Here is a 19,015-nt window from a genome sequence, read left to right as displayed (position 1 = left end):
CTTGCATAGTCATTCGACTGTACAAGCTGTCTGCAGCTATTGAGGCGAACTTTGTTCGCTATATCTCCAACCTCCAAAGGTTCCCCGAACCTTTGGAGCGAGTACTAAAGGTAATCTAAAAGACTATAAATTAAAAGCGAGTGATTTAAACTCGCTTTTTCTGTTTGGTTAGGTTGAGTCCAAATGGGACAAGGTTTTCTTCCTTTTTCAAAATTCGCTGGATATTTTCCTTGTGGCGGATAATGACAAATAGGCCCAAAAAGACGATGATGATGGTAAAGAGCCAGTCGTAGCTTGGCAGGATGATTCCTATTGCTGGAAATAGCAGAGCTCCTAAGATGGCTAAGGCTGCTGCTAAGACGCTAGAGAAGGAAACCATGGACGTCAAGTAGAGTGAACTGGCAAAGATTAGAACGAGATAGAGGCAGAAAGCAGGTGCGACACCCAACAACATACCAGCAGATGTTGCAACAGCCTTACCGCCTTTGAATTGGGCAAAGATAGGGAAAGTGTGCCCCAGTACAGCCATTAACCCAAATACAATCGGAGAAATTCCTTGGGCATGAAAGATCAGCGGAAGCAAGGCTGCCAACGTTCCTTTGAGAAAATCAATTACAAATACAATCGTACCAGCCTTTGGCCCCAGTATGCGAAAGGTATTAGTTGTTCCAGTATTTCCTGAACCATGCTCACGAATGTTGATATTGAAAAAAGTTTGACCTATCCAAAGTCCTGACGGGATAGATCCCAATAAATATGCAATAAATAGTAAAATAAGATTGACTAACATGTTTTCATTATAGCATATTTTCATCTAATTTAGTCCAAAATCATATTTTGTAAGCTGTCTCAGCCGATAGGTAACAGAAATATTTTGCAAAAATGCTAAAAAACTTGTAATATAGAAAGGATGATAAGTATGGAGGTCAATTTTGGCTAAGAAAGAGATTGATATAAATAATTACAATGATGATGCCATTCAGGTATTGGAAGGCCTAGATGCTGTTCGTAAACGCCCTGGTATGTACATCGGCTCTACAGACGGAAATGGCTTGCACCATATGGTCTGGGAGATTGTCGATAATGCTGTTGATGAAGCCTTGTCTGGTTTCGGTGACCGAATTGATGTGACCATTAACAAGGACGGTAGTCTGTCTGTTTCCGACCGTGGACGCGGGATGCCTGTCGGCATGCACGCAACAGGCAAGCCAACCGTTGAAGTTATCTTCACCGTTCTCCACGCAGGTGGTAAGTTCGGTCAAGGTGGCTACAAGACTTCAGGTGGTCTCCACGGGGTTGGTTCTTCGGTGGTCAATGCCCTGTCCAGCTGGTTGGAAGTTGAGATTACCCGTGACGGAGCTGTTTATAAGCAACGATTTGAGCAGGGCGGAAAGCCAGTCACGACCCTAGAAAAGATTGGTACCGCACCAAAATCAAAAACAGGTACAAAAGTCACCTTTATGCCTGATGATACCATCTTCTCAACGACTGATTTCAAGTTCAATACCATTGCCGAACGCCTGAAAGAATCAGCCTTCTTGCTCAAACAAGTCACCATGACCTTGACAGATGAGCGGACTAGTGAGCAGGAGGAGTATCACTATGAAAATGGCGTTCAGGACTTTGTATCCTACCTCAACGAAGACAAGGAAACTCTGACACCAGTCCTCTATTTTGAAGGAGAAGATGCAGGATTCCAAGTACAAGTTGCTATGCAGTACAACGACGGCTATTCAGACAACATCCTATCCTTTGTCAACAACGTTCGGACCAAGGACGGCGGTACCCACGAAACAGGTCTCAAACTAGCCATTACCAAGGCCATGAACGACTATGCCCGCAAGACCAACTTGCTCAAGGAAAAGGACAAGAACTTAGAAGGTTCTGACTACCGTGAAGGTTTGTCTGCGGTTCTCTCAATCCTTGTCCCAGAAGAGCATTTGCAGTTTGAAGGACAGACCAAGGACAAGCTGGGCAGCCCGCTTGCTCGTCCTGTGGTGGACGGCATTGTATCGGACAAATTAACCTTCTTCCTGTTGGAAAATGGGGAATTAGCTTCAAATCTAGTCCGCAAGGCCATTAAGGCCCGTGACGCCCGCGAGGCCGCCCGTAAGGCCCGTGACGAATCCCGAAATGGTAAGAAAAACAAGAAGGACAAGGGCCTTTTATCAGGAAAATTAACCCCAGCCCAGTCCAAAAATCCAGCCAAAAACGAACTCTATCTGGTCGAGGGAGATTCGGCCGGAGGCTCTGCCAAACAAGGCCGTGACCGCAAGTTCCAAGCCATTCTACCTTTGCGTGGTAAGGTTATCAATACCGCCAAGGCAAAAATGGCAGACATCCTCAAAAATGAAGAAATCAACACTATGATTTACACCATCGGTGCAGGTGTGGGGTCGGATTTCACTATCGAAGATGTCAACTATGACAAGATTATTATCATGACCGATGCGGATACGGACGGTGCCCACATTCAGACTCTCTTGCTGACCTTCTTTTATCGCTATATGCGACCGTTAGTAGAAGCAGGTCGGGTTTACATCGCCCTTCCGCCCCTCTACAAGATGTCAAAAGGTAAGGGCAAGACAGAAAAGATTGCTTATGCTTGGTCTGATGGGGAATTAGAAGATCTCCGCAAGGATTTTGGCAAGGGATTTATCCTCCAACGCTACAAGGGTCTTGGTGAGATGAATGCCGATCAGCTCTGGGAAACAACCATGAACCCTGAAACCCGTACTCTTATCCGTGTTACCATTGAAGACCTGGCGCGTGCTGAACGCCGTGTATCTGTCCTTATGGGCGACAAGGTCGAGCCACGCCGTAAGTGGATTGAAGACAATGTTAAGTTTACATTGGAGGAAGCGACAGCTTTTACCAAATAATCTCAGGGAAGTTGAGGTGCCATATGGTTTTAGAAAATAAATTGAGGATTGAAAATTCGGCTGAATTAGCCCGTCTTGAGGAACAAATCAGCAAGAAAAAAGCAGCTCAACTGTTCGAAACTGGTCAGTTATTCCAGATAGAAGTTGGGACTTTTGCAGGTTTGACACACATTCATCAGGCTTTATTTGAGGATATTTACGACTTTGCAGGGAAAATTCGTGATGTCAACATTGCCAAGGATAATTTTCAATTCGCTCCTCGTATTTTTTTGGAGCAGTCATTGGCCTATATTGACAAGCTACCTCATACAACCTTCGACGAGATTGTTGACAAGTATGCAGATATGAACATTGCACATCCATTCCGAGAAGGAAATGGACGCAGTATGCGTATCTGGTTGGATTGTATGCTCCGAGTTAGTCTAGGTAAGGTAGTTGATTGGAATAGCATTGATAAAGATGAGTATTTTAATGCCATGGTTAGAAGTCATGTATCAACAGGAGAGCTTAAATATCTGTTATTGCAAGCCTTAACGGAAGATCTTGGTCAGGCTACTTATTTCAAGGGTATTGACCATTCTTATTACTATGAAGGATACAATCTTTATCGCACTGCGGATTTGTAACTCTAGTACAGACAAACTATGTGAGGTGTTTTATGCCACTAAGAGTAAAATTAACTGACCGTTTTCAAAAACAGCTGACTGAATGGGCTCGAAAGCGCAAGCAATTTAAAAACAAACAAGAATTAGAAGAAAAGTTTGACCAGGCGCTTGAAACTTGGAAATCGTCCAAGACTAGAGAACGGGCAGAAGCCTTGTTGTCTGATCAAGGGAAATTGGAACATTTTCTACAAGATATCGAGAAGAAATTGGCGCGACTTCCATTTGGCGGGGACAAGTTTTCAGCCATTCCGGGGATGATTTCCATGGTTAGAAGCTATGTCAAGCGAGAATATACGACCTTACCAAAAGGAGCTATTTTAGCTACAATTGGTGCCTTAATCTACTTTTTCAGCCCACTAGATGCTCTGCCTGATTTCCTATTCGGACCAGGTTTGCTGGATGATGCCTTTGTCCTTAATGCCTGCCTCAAATTGGTTAAGTCTGATGTAGATGAGTATAGGATCTGGCAGGCAAGTCAGAGGAAGATGGAAGAGTAGCTCTGCTATTTTACATAAAAGAAAATAAAAGAAGAAAACTATGAGCAACATTCAAAATATGTCCCTTGAGGACATCATGGGAGAGCGTTTTGGTCGCTACTCCAAATACATTATTCAGGAGCGGGCCCTGCCGGACATTCGTGACGGTCTCAAGCCCGTGCAACGTCGGATTCTTTATTCTATGAATAAGGACGGAAACACCTTTGACAAGGGCTACCGTAAGTCCGCCAAGTCAGTCGGGAATATCATGGGGAATTTCCATCCGCACGGTGATTTCTCTATTTATGATGCCATGGTCCGCATGAGTCAGGACTGGAAGAACCGTGAGATTTTGGTGGAGATGCACGGAAACAACGGTTCCATGGACGGCGATCCGCCTGCGGCTATGCGTTACACCGAGGCTCGCCTATCGGAAATGGCTGGTTATCTGCTGGCCGACATCGAGAAAAAGACCGTGCCGTTCGCATGGAACTTTGACGATACGGAAAAAGAACCCACGGTGTTACCAGCTGCCTTCCCTAATCTCTTGGTCAATGGAGCGACAGGAATTTCAGCTGGGTACGCGACTGACATTCCGCCGCATAATCTGGCGGAGGTCATCGATGCCGTTGTTTACATGATTGATCATCCGACAGCTAAGTTAGAAAAGCTGATGGAGTTCTTGCCTGGACCAGACTTCCCAACAGGAGCCATTATCCAAGGGGCTGACGAAATCAAGAAAGCCTATGAAACTGGTAAAGGTCGTGTAGTAGTACGTAGCCGTTGTGAAATCGAGCAACTCAAGGCTGGCAAGAAACAGATTGTCATTACCGAGATTCCTTACGAGGTCAACAAGGCTGTTTTGGTCAAGAAGATTGATGATGTCCGTGTCAACAACAAGGTGCCTGGTATTGCTGAGGTGCGTGATGAGTCAGACCGTACAGGTCTGCGGATTGCCATTGAGCTGAAAAAAGACAGCGATGAGCAAACCATTCTCAACTACCTTTACAAATACACCGACCTGCAAATCAATTACAACTTCAACATGGTGGCCATTGACAATTTCACACCGCGTCAGGTTGGCTTGCAGAAGATTCTGTCCAGCTACATTGCCCACCGCCGTGAGATTATCATTGCCCGGTCAAAGTTTGACAAGGAAAAAGCAGAAAAACGCCTCCATATCGTAGAAGGTTTAATCCGTGTTATTTCTATTTTGGATGAAGTTATTGCCCTTATCCGTGCTTCTGAGAACAAGGCTGATGCCAAGGAAAACTTGAAAATCAGCTATGATTTCAGTGAGGAACAGGCTGAGGCTATCGTAACCTTGCAACTTTACCGCTTGACCAATACCGACATTGTGACCTTGGAGAATGAAGAAGCAGCCCTACGCGAGCAGATTCAGACCTTGGCAGCCATTATTGGCGATGAACGGACCATGTTCAATCTCATGAAGAAAGAACTGCGTGAGGTCAAGAAACAGTTTGGCAATCCTCGTTTGAGTGAATTGCAAGATCAGGCAGAAGCGATTGAGATTGACACCGCTAGCTTGATTGTCGAGGAAGAAACTTTTGTCAGCGTGACCAAGGCAGGTTACATCAAACGGACAAGTCCGCGTTCTTTCAATGCCTCAACGCTTGAAGAAATGGGCAAACGGGATGACGACCAGTTGATTTTCTTACAGAATGCCAAGACAACCCAGCACCTTTTGCTCTTTACCAATCTTGGAAATGTCATCTACCGACCTGTCCATGAGTTGACAGATATTCGTTGGAAGGATATTGGTGAACACCTGAGCCAGACCCTGATGAACTTTGATACCAATGAAGAGATTATCTTCGCTGAACTGGTTGAGAATTTTGATGAGGGAACTTATTTCGCGGTGACCAAATACGGTCAAATCAAGCGTGTGGAGCGGAAGGAGTTTACTCCTTGGCGGACTTACAAGTCCAAGTCAACCAAGTATGCCAAACTAAAAGATGCAGAGGATGTGGTCATTACCGTATCGCCTGTGGTATTGGATGACATCATGCTCATAACAGAAAAGGGCTACGCTCTGCGATTTAACATCGAAGAAGTGCCGATCATCGGTGCCAAGGCGGCCGGTGTCAAGGCGGTCAACCTCAAGGATGGGGATGTGGTGGCTGCGGCCTTTATCAGCAACACCAGCTCCGTCTATCTCCTAACCCAGCGTGGTAGCCTCAAGCGGATGGCGACGGAGGAAATCCCTGTGACCAGCCGTGCCAAGCGTGGTCTGCAGGTCCTTCGCGAACTCAAGGCTAAGCCTCACCGTGTCTTTGCGGCAGGTCCAGTCTTGACGGATCAGGGTGATTTTGACCTCTTTAGCACAGCAAATGAAGATGAAACGACTAGTCAAGTGCTGTATGTGCAGTCCAAAACAGGCAAACTCTATGAGGTTGATGTGACCCAGCTTAGCCTGTCTGAACGCACTAGCAACGGCAGCTTCATTTCGGATACCATTTCTGATGAGGAAGTGTTTAGGGCTTGGATTGATTAGGTGTTTAGTATGAAAAAGAAATTCCTTATTTTGTTCACTTTCTTTGTACTGCTAGTCCTTGCCATGAAGATTTTTCCTACCTTTGAGGACTGGCTTCACCAGCTGACTGGTTGGTACTAACGGATATAGAACGAACCCGCTCAGGCGGGTTTTTCTATTACATAAAACATTTGAGTATTTTCTGCAAAATGATATAATTTGAATATATCGTTGAATTATCATCGTTTGATTTATATAATTTTTAAAATTTTATAGAGGTGAGAATATGAAAAGATTTGTTCCGTTATTGATTTTGCTACTAGTCTGTCTTACAGCTTGTCAAACCAAAAAGGCAGATAATATAGATGATACAGCTGTTACTACTTCATATATTGATAACTCGGACGAACTATATGAAAAATGGCAGAAGAATTTCAGATATGCATTTGTGGCATCGGATACCTCCACTTTGATGACGGCGGGTTTTTCCTTAAGGGTTAATCAAGAGGTTGAACTATATCGTTCAGGCAGTGAATTGTTGGCTTGGAATCAAGGAAGAGCTGTGCGCGGAACCTTTAGGTTGAAATACTATGATAAAAAAGAAAGTGTTGAAACGTATTTGATTTTGGATGCGAAAACGGTTACAGATACGGAACCGGAGAGGATAAAAGTTTTACCAGACTTAATTGTGCAAATTGATGTTTCTGAAGCAGAATTGCAAAAAGCAGAGCCTAAGCGTGAAGGAGATGAGAAAGTTACTTTTTATGCCTATCAGACAAGCGACGGAATTTTTGTACTGACAAATGGTAAGACAGGTGAGGATTTGCAAGTTTTCATAGCCTCCAATGAGGTTGCACAAACATCAACTTCAGTTTTTCCAGAGACTGTGCTTGGGACGTGGTATGGATATGACTTATATAATAATATTGCAGTTTATAGTCGTACCTTTCATTCTTCAGGCTTAGTTGAGGAACAGTTGCCAAGCGGAAAACTTGAAGCTTCAACAGTAAGTGATTTGATAGAAGTGGGTGAAAACTTATATAGATATGAATTAAAATCACAAGATAGTAGCGGTGTTTTTCAGGGCAATATTGGCGGAGTCGGTATCAAGTATGAATACGGTGTCTATATAAATTCAGATGGAAGCTATATAGAGCCAGTATTATTTTCAACTGAAGAAGGAAAAGAATTTGACTACCCAAATGATATTGTTCCTTCAGAACAATCAATGCGTATGTACAGAGATTTGGAGACATTGCGACTCAAGGAGGGAGAACATCTTAAAACTGATGGTGATTTTCTGAATACCGATACTAAAAATTTAACGAGTGAAGAGGTAGAAGATTGGGTTTGGCGTAATTTTAGTATTGGCATGGGAACTCCTGATTATCACTTCTATACCGAACAAGGTTGGAATGTAAAGAGTTACAAAAATCAAGATGATGGTTTAGTTTATGCTGATATTATAGATGAAAAGGGGCAGATTGTATGGTCGTTTCGAGTTGATGAGGAAGGATATCTTCAGACAAATAAAGGATTCGGATCCGGAATGGATATAGATTGGACTACTGTTGCTAGAAGATTTACTGATAGTGGTAGATGAGGAGAATGAAAGGGTGGATTGGATTACTTGTTATATTCACAAAATTTTCTGAATTTTTAATTGAAAATCACTTTCAAAAGTAGTAAAATAGTAAAAAATACGTTTGGAGAAAACTTATGACAGTAAACATCGACTGGGAAAACCTTGGTTTTGCCTATATGAAACTACCTTACCGCTTCATCGCTCATTTCAAGAACGGCCAGTGGTCTGAGGGCCAGCTGACAGAAGATGCAGAACTTCACATTTCAGAAAGCTCACCAGCTCTCCACTACGGCCAGCAAGCCTTTGAAGGACTAAAAGCCTATCGTACTAAGAAGGGAAAGCTCCAACTCTTCCGTCCAGACCAGAACGCTGAGCGTCTGCAGCGAACAGCTGACCGCTTGCTCATGGAGCCTGTTCCGACGGAGCTATTCATCAAGGCCTGCAAAGAAGTGGTCAAAGCCAATGCAGACTACGTTCCTCCCTATGGAACTGGTGGTACCCTCTATCTTCGCCCACTCCTCATCGGTGTCGGCGACATCATCGGCGTCAAACCTGCGGAAGAGTACATTTTCACCGTTTTTGCCATGCCGGTTGGCAACTATTTCAAAGGCGGCCTGGCTCCGACCAACTTTCTCATCCAAGACAAGTACGACCGTGCAGCACCAAACGGTACAGGTGCAGCTAAGGTCGGCGGTAACTACGCGGCGTCGCTCTTACCGGGCCAATATGCCAAAAAGCAGGGCTTCTCAGATGTCATCTACCTGGACCCAGCTACCCACACCAAGATTGAAGAAGTAGGGTCTGCTAATTTCTTTGGTATCACAGCTGATAACGAGTTTGTCACACCGATTTCACCATCAATCTTGCCGTCTATTACCAAGTATTCTCTTTTGTACTTGGCAGAGCATCGTCTGGGTATGAAGGCTGTGGAGCGTGAAGTCCTTGTCGAAGAATTAGACCAGTTTGTCGAAGCTGGCGCCTGCGGAACCGCAGCAGTGATTTCGCCAATTGGTGGTGTCCAAATCGCAGACAAGCTCCATGTTTTCCATAGCGAAACAGAAGTAGGACCTGTCACTCGTAAATTGTATGAAGAATTAACAGGCATCCAGTTTGGTGACATTGAATCACCAGAAGGATGGATTGTTGAAGTGGAATAAAATAGAAGGCTTGCACTTGCAAGCTCTTCTATTTTTTTGTAGAATAGTAAGAGTGAGGTTTGAAAATGAGTAAAAAAGATAAAAAAATTGAAATTCAAATTGAAGATAGCAAAGTCTTGGTTAATAAGGAAGAGTTTGCTGGTTACCGCTTAGTAATTGGTAAAAAAGTTATCGGTGAAATTGCAGAATTGGCAGAAAATAATTTTGCTGTTGTAAAAAATGGCAATACAGAAAGCTTTTATAAAAAACTAGAAAAAGCAGTTGGAAATATCATAGAAAATTATAATTTAAGTCACTAAAAGGCTTGTAATAGTCACTATTTTATGTTAGAATAGTGACTGTTAGTGTATGGAAAGATAGCGAAGAGGCTAAACGCGGCGGACTGTAAATCCGCTCCTTCGGGTTCGGGGGTTCGAATCCCTCTCTTTCCATGTCTAAGATACTACGGCATCAAACGCACAGTAAAAATAGGAAGTTGACAGCAAATCCTGATTTGCTAGGCGACTTATCTTTTTTATACAGCGTTTAGCTCGAGCTCATTTCAGAATACTATCTTAGAAAATTTTTTTGGGGTATCGCCAAGCGGTAAGGCAAGGGACTTTGACTCCCTCATGCGTTGGTTCGAATCCAGCTACCCCAGTCAAGGTACTAGATAAATTCTAGTTCGTCAAAGATGTCTAATTGTTGTTGTCCTTGCGTGTGCCTTAAATAAAATATATTTTATGTTGGGTCGAAAGACCTGATTGTCGGAGGTTTTTTTATAATGAACGAATTTGAAGATTTGTTGAACAGTGTAAGCGAAGTTACACCTGGTGATGTGGTAACTGCAGAAGTTTTGACAGTTGATGCTGGTCAAGCAAACGTAGCTATCTCAGGTACTGGTGTTGAAGGCGTATTGACTCTTCGTGAGTTGACTAACGACCGTGATGCTGATATCAACGACCTTGTTAAAGTTGGTGAGACACTTGAATTGTTAGTACTTCGCCAAGTTGTTGGTAAAGATACAGACACTGTTACATATCTTGTATCTAAAAAACGTTTGGAAGCACGTAAAGCATGGGACAAACTTGTTGGTCGTGAAGAAGAAGTTGTTACTGTTAAAGTAACTCGTGCCGTTAAAGGTGGTCTTGCAGTTGAATTTGAAGGTCTTCGTGGATTTATCCCAGCTTCAATGATCGACAGCCGTTTCACTCGTAATACTGAGCGTTTCGTTGGTCAAGAATTTGATGCTAAAATCAAAGAAGTTGATCCTGCTGAGAACCGTTTCATCTTGTCACGTCGTGACGTTGTTGAAGCAGAATCTGCAGCTGCACGTGCTGAAGTATTTGGTAAATTGGCAGTTGGTGAAGTTGTAACTGGTAAAGTTGCACGTATCACAAGCTTCGGTGCTTTCATCGACCTTGGTGGTGTAGATGGTTTGGTACACTTGACTGAATTGTCACACGAGCGTAACGTATCTCCTAAATCAGCTGTAACAGTTGGTGAAGAAGTTGAAGTTAAAGTTCTTGCAATTGACGAAGTTGAAGGTCGCGTATCATTGTCATTGAAAGCTACACAGCCTGGTCCATGGGATGGCGTTGAGCAAAAATTGGCAGCTGGTGATGTAATCGAAGGTAAAGTAAAACGTTTGACTGACTTCGGTGCATTCGTTGAAGTATTGCCAGGTATCGATGGTTTGGTACACATTTCACAAATTTCACACAAACGTGTTGAGAATCCAAAAGATGCTTTGTCAGTAGGTCAAGAAGTTACTGTTAAAGTTCTTGAAGTGAACGCTGCTGATGAGCGTGTATCACTTTCTATTAAAGCTTTGGAAGAGCGTCCAGCAGCAGCTGAAGGCGAAGAAAAAGCTGAAAAACGTGCTCCACGTCCACGTCGTCAAAAACGTGAAGAAAAACGTGATTACGAATTGCCAGAAACACAATCTGGTTTCTCAATGGCTGACCTTTTCGGTGACATTGAATTGTAATTCATATAAAAACTTGCCTAGTGCAAGTTTTTACTTTCCACCCTTAGTGTAATGGATATCACGTAAGATTCCGGTTCTTGAGATGGGGGTTCGATTCCCTCAGGGTGGATTAGTTTTAAGCCTGAATCATCAGGCTTTTTATTTTACTTATTTCGGAGGTTGTGAGATGTTACATTTTGAAAATGACTATAACAAAGGTGCCCATCCAGTTCTGATCGAAGCCCTGGTTACTAGCAACCAAGAAGGTTTATCTGGCTATGGAACAGATCTCTATTCTCAGTCAGCTATTGAGAAAATTCGTCAGGCGATTGCTTGTCCTCAAGCTCAAATCACTTTTCTGGCTGGCGGTACTCAGACCAATCAGATTGCCATCAATTCCATGCTGGCTTCTTATGAGGGTGTGATTGCCGCAGATACAGGTCATATTTCTACACATGAGGCTGGTGCCATTGAATTTTCTGGTCACAAGGTTTTGACACTGCCGCATCATGAAGGGAAAATAACGGCAAGTGAGGTTGATAACTTCATCAAAGATTTCTATGCTGATGCTAACCATGCTCATATGGTTCATCCAGGAATGGTTTATATTTCCCACCCGACTGAATATGGTACGCTTTATAGCAAAACTGAGTTAGAAGACTTGTCCAAAGTTTGCCAGCAGCACAATATTCCGCTCTTTTTAGATGGTGCTCGCTTGGGCTATGGGCTTGCTGCACGCGATACTGATCTTGATTTGCAGACTATAGCAGAGCTGACAGATGTTTTCTACATTGGCGGGACAAAACTTGGTGCCTTGTTGGGAGAAGCCCTTGTATTTACAAAGAATAATCAGCCAAAGAATTTTGTATCTATTGTCAAACATCACGGTGCTCTGTTGGCTAAGGGGCGTTTGATTGGGGTCCAGTTTGATCGATTGTTCACTGGTGACTTATATATTGAATTAGGTCGTCATGCTATTGCAATGGCAGAGCAGCTTATAGAGATTTTGGAAGAAAAAGGATTTCAATTCTATCTCAAATCACCGACCAATCAGCAGTTTGTCATCGTCAAAAATGAAGAGTTGCCGAAATTGTCTGAATCAGGTATTGCTTACAGTTTCTGGGAAAAATATGACGATAGTCACAGTATCATCCGCTTTGCGACTAGCTGGTCAACTAGCCAAGAAGATATTGATGATTTAAGAAAAATACTTTAGAAAACTAAAATGAGGCAGGAACAAAAGTTGTATCTTGTCCAAAATTTGTCCAAAAAATTTTAGAATCCTTGTCTGTTTTCTCAAAGTCATTTTTTTCTGTTCTTGGAAAAGGTGAGTACAAGTCTTATCTTTATGTCCAATCAGTTTAGAGATGGTCATGATGTCAATTGCTTTTTGTTTTGGATAGCTGATATAGGTATGTCTGAGGCTATTTGGAGTTGCTAGTTGATTGTGGCTATCTTCCTAATACCCTTCTTACTTGTTATATCTGAGGCTCTGATGAACAGTCTTTTCCTTAGATTGCCCCCGTAGCCTGTATTGAGATATCTTGGGTATGCTTTCCAGACATTACAATCATTTGGAAGGAAATTTGATTTATCTTAAAACAATAGCACGAATTTGAAATTATTATAAACATAGTGAAGAAGGAAATGTCTATTCAGAGTTTTTGCGATACTTGGATAAGTGTGAAAGATTAAGGGGCGTGTGATGATTCTCATGATTTGTTAACGTGGAGCGATAAAAAAAGAGCCGTTTGGCTCTAGTCGAAAATGTAGTTGTAAAGTTGGACGACTTTTTGAAAAGTCCAAGTGTCTAGCTGGGTGATTTTACTGGCATTTCGTGCCCTGAAATCGAAGGTATAGAGCTGCATTGGATTGACAGCCCCATCTACCTTGTCAGAATGGATAGGGACAGATAAGCCACGGCTTTCCAAAGCTTTTGCACCGTGAGTGATGGGGCAGACAGCAACAAATCCTGTCATTTGGCTGTACTTTTGACTGGAAACGACAAGGGCTGGTCTGCGTTTCTGGATTTCTTTTCCTACTGATGGGTCAAAGTCAATCCAGATGATGTCTTGTTTTTGAGGTATATAATTATCCTTCATTGTCAAGTAATACCACGCCTTCAAAGTCGTTGTCCATGACGAACGGTTCCATGTCATCAAATGGATTTGGGATTTTAGGTGCAAGCACGATGACATCATCAATGCCCTTATAGACGATAAATTCTTTGCCTTCATCTACATTTAATTCTTTTGGGATGGTGATTGCAAGCGAGTTACCAACTTTACGCGTTTTAACAGTATTCATAATATATCCTCCTATTCGTATACACTGAGTATATACAAAATAAAGAGGGAAGTCAAATAGAAAGAGGTATAAAATGACTGAAAAACTAGGTAGCTACTAGTCGACGTTCCAGGGATGAGATATTTGGATGTCACAGATGATGACTGCCAGTTTTATGAGAGAATAAGACCGAACACAAGAAAGGCTTTAGCTTTGGTTAAGTAGAGTTGATTGGGGCACCCAAAGGGGGCTTTTTTTGAGAAAAATAGGAGGGAGTATGTATCAACTAAGAAAATTAAAGAAATGGTTTGTCAAGACTTTTATATGTGTTCGTGATTGATGGTTTAAAGATTTAGGACATTATAAAATTGATTTTTATTAGTAAAAAGTGTGATATGGTCACTAAGAGATTATAAATTTTAGAAAGGAGGGGCTATGAATAGGCGTATCAAGAAAGAATTACAAGAAAAACATATTAGAAAACTAAAATGAGGCTGGGACAAAAGTCCTGACCTCACTAGTTTCTTCTCAATAGTTAAACTTGACGCATTGGTTGAGTGGGACTAAAACGGTCTGGGAATAGCCCGTTTTAGACCTACTCTTTTTTCGTCTGTAAATAGTGATAGCGATAGACGGTATAGCGTTCAATAAGGCGGTAGCCTATTCCTCCTAAAATTGCTTTGATGATAAAGATAAGGTGTTTTGATAGGGGGGCCTGGACAGTCAATCCGAAAAGGATACCCAAGATAATCCAAGCAAGTACCGCCCACCATAACTCTTTGAATGGAGTGTATTGTCCATGTCTTTCTTTGACTTCATTCGATACTCTAACTGCACAGCTAGATAAGATAACTATGGGAAGAAGAGAATAGGTGTTAAACGGTTCTGGTAAAAATGATGCTAGCAGGAAGATTTCAATGAATGAAAATAACAATAACCAAACTAAAATAGGTATCCTGATAATAAAGTATTTCATACAGCACCTCCTAGATTTAGTATATCAAACCAAGAGCAGTTGTGCAATACTTATCTGGTTATTCTTGGGAGGAACTTGTGGATGCTTCAGTAGAGTTTTCAGTACTACTCGTCGTTTCTGTTGTACTCGTTTGGATTTCTTGACTAGATGAAGTTTCTGTGACGTCTGAAGAACCCTTGTTCTCTGTGGTAGAGCTACTGTATTTTCATTCGGAGATGTTATTTCAGTGATTGGGATTATCACACTTTTGTTTTCTCCTATTTGATTGATTGAAGATACTGTGGTCACTGAGCTGCTGGGATTAGTAGTGGTTGCATTAGATGTTATTGAAAAAGTATAGATTGTGATACAGGCAGTAACAATCCCTAAAATTGAGCCAATGAAGGTTAAAAATTTTTGTAGTTTTGTTAAGGCAGAACCATGTTCTTTTCTATTTGTTGATTTCATATGCTATCCTCCAAGTTCATCATAAAAAACCAATTTTAAAACTATCTTAAAGATTGGCGAAAGGCATGAAAACGTGATAAAATAGGACTATTGCAAACAAAGGAATGAAGAAATGATTTATTTTGACAACGCAGCGACCACCCAGGTCTATCCAGAAGTGTTGAAGACCTATACGGAAGTGGCGACAAAAATTTGGGGCAACCCTTCTAGTCTGCATAATCTTGGTAGCCAGGCGACACGGATTTTAGAGGCATCTCGCAAGCAAATAGGAGAGCTTCTCGGCAAGGACAGCAAGGAAATCTTTTTCACCTCAGGTGGTACAGAAGGTGATAACTGGGTCATCAAGGGCGTGGCTTTTGAAAAGGCACATCTTGGTAAGCATATTATCGTATCAGCTATTGAACACCCGGCTGTAAAAGAGTCTGCACTTTGGCTCAAAACGCAAGGTTTTGAGGTGGATTTGGCTCCGGTCAATGCCCAAGGTTTTGTGGATGTTTCAGCCTTAGAAAGCTTGATTCGTCCAGATACCACACTGGTTTCTATCATGGCTGTTAATAATGAAATTGGTGCTATTCAGCCCATTCAGGAAATCTCCCAGCTCTTAGCTGATAAACCGACCATCTCCTTCCATGTGGATGCGGTACAGGCAATCGGCAAGGTGCCAACGGAACGGTATCTAACAGACCGAGTTGATTTTGCTAGTTTTTCAGGTCACAAATTCCACTCTGTCAGAGGAGTAGGTTTCGTCTATGTCAAAGCTGGCAAGAAAATCGCTCCGCTATTGACAGGAGGAGGACAGGAAAGCGACAAACGCTCAACAACTGAAAATGTGGCTGGTATTGCAGCAACGGCTAAGGCGCTCCGCTTGACCTTGGACAAGGCGACAGACAGCCAGAAGCGACTTGTAGCCATGAAGCAGATTTTGGTGGATGAATTGGGCAAATACGACGATGTGACAGTTTTTTCTGGACTAGAGGACTTTGTGCCAAGCATTGTGACTTTTGGGATTAAAAATATCCGTGGTGAAGTCATCGTCCATGCCTTTGAAGACCACCAGATTTACATTTCGACAACCTCAGCCTGCTCGTCCAAGGCTGGAAAACCGGCTGGAACACTGATTGCTATGGGTGTTCCGCAGAAGTTGGCTCAAACTGCCGTCCGTATCAGCTTGGACGATGACAACGATATGGGGCAAATCGAACAATTCCTCACGATTTTCAAACAAATTTATCAAAACACACAGAAAGTAAGGTAGTATGAACTATTCAGAAATTATGATTCGCTATGGCGAATTGTCAACTAAAGGGAAAAACAAGATGCGGTTTGTCAACAAACTCCGCAATAATATCAAGCATGTCCTTTCTGTTTACCCAGAAGTGACCGTTTATTTTGACCGTGACCGTGGTCATGTCTATTTGAATGGGGCGGATTATCAGGAAGTTTCAGCTTCTTTGAAGAAGATTTTTGGGATCCAAAATTTTGCACCGTCTTATAAGATTGAAAAGTCAGTTCCAGCCTTGAAAGAAGCGGTTGCGGAGATTATGCAGTCCATTTACAAGGAAGGGATGACCTTCAAGATTGCAGCACGTCGTAGTGACCACAATTTTGAATTGGATAGTCGTGACCTTAACCAAGTCCTTGGAGATGCGGTTTTTACAGCTATTCCAAATGTACAGGTACAGATGAAGTCACCAGATATTACCTTGCGAGTGGAAATCCGTCCTGATGCTGCTTATATTTCTCATGAAGAAATCAAGGGGGCAGGCGGTCTGCCAGTTGGAACATCTGGAAAAGGAACGCTTATGTTATCAGGTGGTATTGATTCGCCTGTTGCGGGCTATTTAGCACTGAAACGTGGGGTTGAAATCGAAGCTCTGCATTTTGCAAGTCCTCCTTATACTAGCCCAGGTGCTCTAAAAAAAGCCCATGATTTGACCCGTAAATTGACAGCCTTTGGTGGTAATATCACCTTTATCGAAGTGCCGTTTACAGAAATTCAGGAAGAAATCAAGGAAAAAGCACCTGAAGCTTATTTGATGACCTTGACACGTCGCTTCATGATGCGAATTACAGACCGAGTACGGGAAGAGCGTGGTGCCATGGTTATTATCAATGGTGAAAGTCTAGGACAAGTGGCAAGTCAGACCTTGGAATCCATGCAGGCTATCAATGCGGTGACAAATACACCTGTTATCCGTCCAGTCGTTACCATGGACAAGTTGGAAATCATTGATATTGCTCAAGAAATTGATACCTTTGATATTTCCATTCAGCCATTTGAGGATTGCTGTACCATCTTTGCCCCTGACCGTCCAAAGACTAATCCTAAGATTAAAAATGTGGAGCAGTACGAAGCCCGCATGGATGTGGAAGGCTTGGTGGACCGAGCGGTGGCTGGGATTATCGTAACTGAAATCACACCGAAAGAAGAAGTGAAAGACGAAGTGGATAGTTTGATTGAAGACTTACTGTAGAATTCAATTGTTTTGACATACATTTAAATCCAGTTATTGCTGGATTTTTTAATTCGAATCGTTCGGAAAAATTGAATTTGTATGATATAATAAGACTTCAGAAAAAAACAAAGGAGTTTTTATGAAAAAAGGAGCCCTAACAGGATTACTTCTGTTCGGTATGTTTTTTGGTGCAGGAAACTTGATTTTCCCACCTGCACTTGGTGTGCTATCAGGTGAGAATTTCTGGCCTGCTATTTTAGGATTTGTCGTATCGGGTGTCGGTATTGCTGTCGTTGCTTTGATTGTCGGTGCCTTAAACCCAAAAGGTTATGTACATGAGATTTCTCGCAAGATTTCACCGACTTTTGCAACGATTTATCTTGTTGCCTTGTATTTGGCTATCGGTCCTTTCTTTGCTATTCCGCGTACAGCTACAACGTCCTTTGAAATTGGTATTGCGCCATTGTTGAGCGATGCGAATCTGGGTCTCTGGTTGTTTGGCTTTACAGCTCTTTACTTTGTGGCAGCTTATCTGATTGCCCTCAATCCATCTCAAATCTTAAACAGTATTGGTCGTATTTTGACACCAGTATTTGCCGTTCTGATTGTGATTCTGGTGGTGCTGGGTATCTTTAAGTATGGTTCGACTAGTCCACTACCAGCAGCAGAAGCCTATTCAGCTGGACAGGCATTTGGTACAGGATTTATTGAAGGATACAACACCCTTGATGCCCTTGCCTCAATCGCCTTTAGTGTTGTAGCGGTCAATACCTTAAAACAACTTGGTTTCTCCAGCAAGAAAGAATATGTATCTACCATTTGGTCAGTTGGTCTTGTTGTGGCCCTAGCTTTCTCAGCTCTATATGTCGGTTTGGCTTTCTTAGGAAATCATTTTCCTGTGCCTGCTGATGTTTTGGCTTCTGATACCAATAAGGGTGTTTATATTCTTTCGCAAGCAACACAGGCTATTTTTGGACCAGGTGCACAAATTTTCTTAGCTGCCATGGTTATCGTTACTTGCTTTACGACAACGGCTGGCTTGATTGTTTCTTCAGGTGAATTTTTTGCTGAGCGTTTTCCACGTTTTAGCTACAAAGTATATGCGACCGTCTTTACCTTGATTGGTTTTGGGATTGCCAATCTTGGTTTGAACAATATCATCACCTTCTCAGTTCCAGTTCTTTTGGTTCTCTATCCAATTACCATCTGTATTGTCTTGATTACCATTGTTAACAAATTTGTACCGCTTTCTACTTACGGTATGCAATTAACTGTGGGACTAGTGACAGCTTTGTCATTGGTAGAAGTGTTAGCAGGACAATTCAACTGGACTGCTGTTTCAAAAATCATCTCAGCTCTGCCATTGGCCGGACAATCATTAGCATGGTTATTACCAGCTCTTGTCGGAATCGTCCTCTCTCTGTTCTTACCAAACAAGCAGGAGAGCGAAGTTTTCGAAATGTAAGAAAAATGATACAAAACACTTGCATTTGCAGGTGTTTTTGTTATAATAGGAGTGTTGACTATGCACACATCCTGTGCAACCGCACGAATGCCGTTCTTTCGTTGAGAGTAGAGTAAGTGGTTCGTCCCACGGTACTAGGCGAGTCTTCACATCAAATTCGGGCAAGGCCCAAAAATCA

Annotated in this window: 17 protein-coding genes, 3 tRNA genes and 1 other annotated feature; of the genes, 15 read left to right on the top strand and 5 right to left on the bottom strand. The window is 42.4% G+C overall.

What is annotated here, in order from left to right; genetic code table 11:
- Positions 1-145: 145 nt before the first annotated feature.
- Positions 146-790, bottom strand: a complete 645-nt coding sequence (gene plsY, locus PHA78_RS05905) for a glycerol-3-phosphate 1-O-acyltransferase PlsY (protein ID WP_099806651.1) — start codon at positions 788-790, stop codon at positions 146-148.
- A gap of 142 nt (positions 791-932) precedes the next feature.
- Between plsY and parE the strand changes: the two genes are divergently transcribed.
- From parE to PHA78_RS05845, 12 genes are all read left to right on the top strand, one after another.
- A complete protein-coding gene (gene parE / locus PHA78_RS05900; protein WP_024387629.1) occupies positions 933-2,882 on the top strand; it encodes a DNA topoisomerase IV subunit B in 1,950 nt (649 codons plus the stop codon).
- Between the two features lie 23 nt (positions 2,883-2,905).
- Positions 2,906-3,508, top strand: a complete 603-nt coding sequence (gene fic, locus PHA78_RS05895; RefSeq protein ID WP_099806652.1) for a protein adenylyltransferase Fic — start codon at positions 2,906-2,908, stop codon at positions 3,506-3,508.
- Between the two features lie 32 nt (positions 3,509-3,540).
- Positions 3,541-4,044 (top strand): YkvA family protein, encoded by a 504-nt coding sequence (locus PHA78_RS05890; protein ID WP_099806653.1) that lies wholly within the window; start codon positions 3,541-3,543, stop codon positions 4,042-4,044.
- 40 nt (positions 4,045-4,084) lie between these two features.
- Complete coding sequence (gene parC / locus PHA78_RS05885; RefSeq protein ID WP_099806654.1) at positions 4,085-6,538, top strand: DNA topoisomerase IV subunit A; 2,454 nt, start codon at positions 4,085-4,087, stop codon at positions 6,536-6,538.
- Between the two features lie 265 nt (positions 6,539-6,803).
- Complete coding sequence (locus PHA78_RS05880) at positions 6,804-8,120, top strand: hypothetical protein (RefSeq protein WP_099806655.1); 1,317 nt, start codon at positions 6,804-6,806, stop codon at positions 8,118-8,120.
- A 116-nt stretch (positions 8,121-8,236) separates the two neighbouring features.
- Positions 8,237-9,259, top strand: coding sequence for a branched-chain amino acid aminotransferase (locus PHA78_RS05875; RefSeq protein WP_099806656.1), 1,023 nt, complete (start codon positions 8,237-8,239; stop codon positions 9,257-9,259).
- 65 nt (positions 9,260-9,324) lie between these two features.
- Complete coding sequence (locus tag PHA78_RS05870; RefSeq protein WP_099806657.1) at positions 9,325-9,558, top strand: DUF2969 domain-containing protein; 234 nt, start codon at positions 9,325-9,327, stop codon at positions 9,556-9,558.
- Positions 9,559-9,609: 51 nt separating this feature from the next.
- A tRNA-Tyr gene (locus PHA78_RS05865) sits at positions 9,610-9,690 on the top strand.
- 137 nt (positions 9,691-9,827) lie between these two features.
- Positions 9,828-9,899: transfer RNA gene (locus PHA78_RS05860), tRNA-Gln, on the top strand.
- A gap of 123 nt (positions 9,900-10,022) precedes the next feature.
- Positions 10,023-11,228, top strand: a complete 1,206-nt coding sequence (rpsA, locus tag PHA78_RS05855; RefSeq protein ID WP_099778373.1) for a 30S ribosomal protein S1 — start codon at positions 10,023-10,025, stop codon at positions 11,226-11,228.
- Between the two features lie 37 nt (positions 11,229-11,265).
- Positions 11,266-11,337: transfer RNA gene (locus tag PHA78_RS05850), tRNA-Arg, on the top strand.
- Between the two features lie 57 nt (positions 11,338-11,394).
- The gene (locus tag PHA78_RS05845) at positions 11,395-12,423 is read left to right on the top strand and encodes a threonine aldolase family protein (protein WP_272158549.1); all 1,029 of its coding nucleotides are present in this window, start codon (positions 11,395-11,397) and stop codon (positions 12,421-12,423) included.
- A gap of 541 nt (positions 12,424-12,964) precedes the next feature.
- Here the strand turns inward: PHA78_RS05845 and PHA78_RS05840 are convergent.
- The 4 genes from PHA78_RS05840 to PHA78_RS05825 form a co-directional block, all read right to left on the bottom strand.
- Positions 12,965-13,309 (bottom strand): type II toxin-antitoxin system PemK/MazF family toxin, encoded by a 345-nt coding sequence (locus PHA78_RS05840; protein WP_099806659.1) that lies wholly within the window; start codon positions 13,307-13,309, stop codon positions 12,965-12,967.
- Positions 13,299-13,514 (bottom strand): type II toxin-antitoxin system PemI/MazE family antitoxin, encoded by a 216-nt coding sequence (gene mazE / locus PHA78_RS05835; RefSeq protein ID WP_099806660.1) that lies wholly within the window; start codon positions 13,512-13,514, stop codon positions 13,299-13,301. Before mazE ends, PHA78_RS05840 begins: the two co-directional genes overlap by 11 nt.
- Before the next feature lie 574 nt (positions 13,515-14,088).
- Positions 14,089-14,469, bottom strand: a complete 381-nt coding sequence (locus tag PHA78_RS05830) for a hypothetical protein (protein ID WP_099806661.1) — start codon at positions 14,467-14,469, stop codon at positions 14,089-14,091.
- A 24-nt stretch (positions 14,470-14,493) separates the two neighbouring features.
- A complete protein-coding gene (locus PHA78_RS05825) occupies positions 14,494-14,916 on the bottom strand; it encodes a DUF6556 family protein (protein ID WP_099806662.1) in 423 nt (140 codons plus the stop codon).
- A 112-nt stretch (positions 14,917-15,028) separates the two neighbouring features.
- Between PHA78_RS05825 and PHA78_RS05820 the strand changes: the two genes are divergently transcribed.
- From PHA78_RS05820 to brnQ, 3 genes are all read left to right on the top strand, one after another.
- Complete coding sequence (locus PHA78_RS05820; RefSeq protein ID WP_099806663.1) at positions 15,029-16,171, top strand: cysteine desulfurase family protein; 1,143 nt, start codon at positions 15,029-15,031, stop codon at positions 16,169-16,171.
- A 1-nt stretch (position 16,172) separates the two neighbouring features.
- Positions 16,173-17,390, top strand: coding sequence for a tRNA uracil 4-sulfurtransferase ThiI (gene thiI, locus PHA78_RS05815; protein ID WP_099778368.1), 1,218 nt, complete (start codon positions 16,173-16,175; stop codon positions 17,388-17,390).
- Between the two features lie 121 nt (positions 17,391-17,511).
- On the top strand, positions 17,512-18,837 hold the full coding sequence (gene brnQ / locus PHA78_RS05810) for a branched-chain amino acid transport system II carrier protein (RefSeq protein ID WP_029185310.1): 1,326 nt from the start codon (positions 17,512-17,514) through the stop codon (positions 18,835-18,837).
- Between the two features lie 67 nt (positions 18,838-18,904).
- Positions 18,905-18,993 (top strand) — a sequence feature (ribosomal protein L21 leader region).
- Positions 18,994-19,015 lie beyond the last annotated feature (22 nt).

Source organism: Streptococcus sp. HN38 (assembly GCF_028335765.1).
GTDB classification, from domain to species: domain Bacteria; phylum Bacillota; class Bacilli; order Lactobacillales; family Streptococcaceae; genus Streptococcus; species Streptococcus suis_P.
Note: the sequence above shows the minus strand (reverse complement) of the source record. Positions and strands in the feature narration are given on the sequence as shown.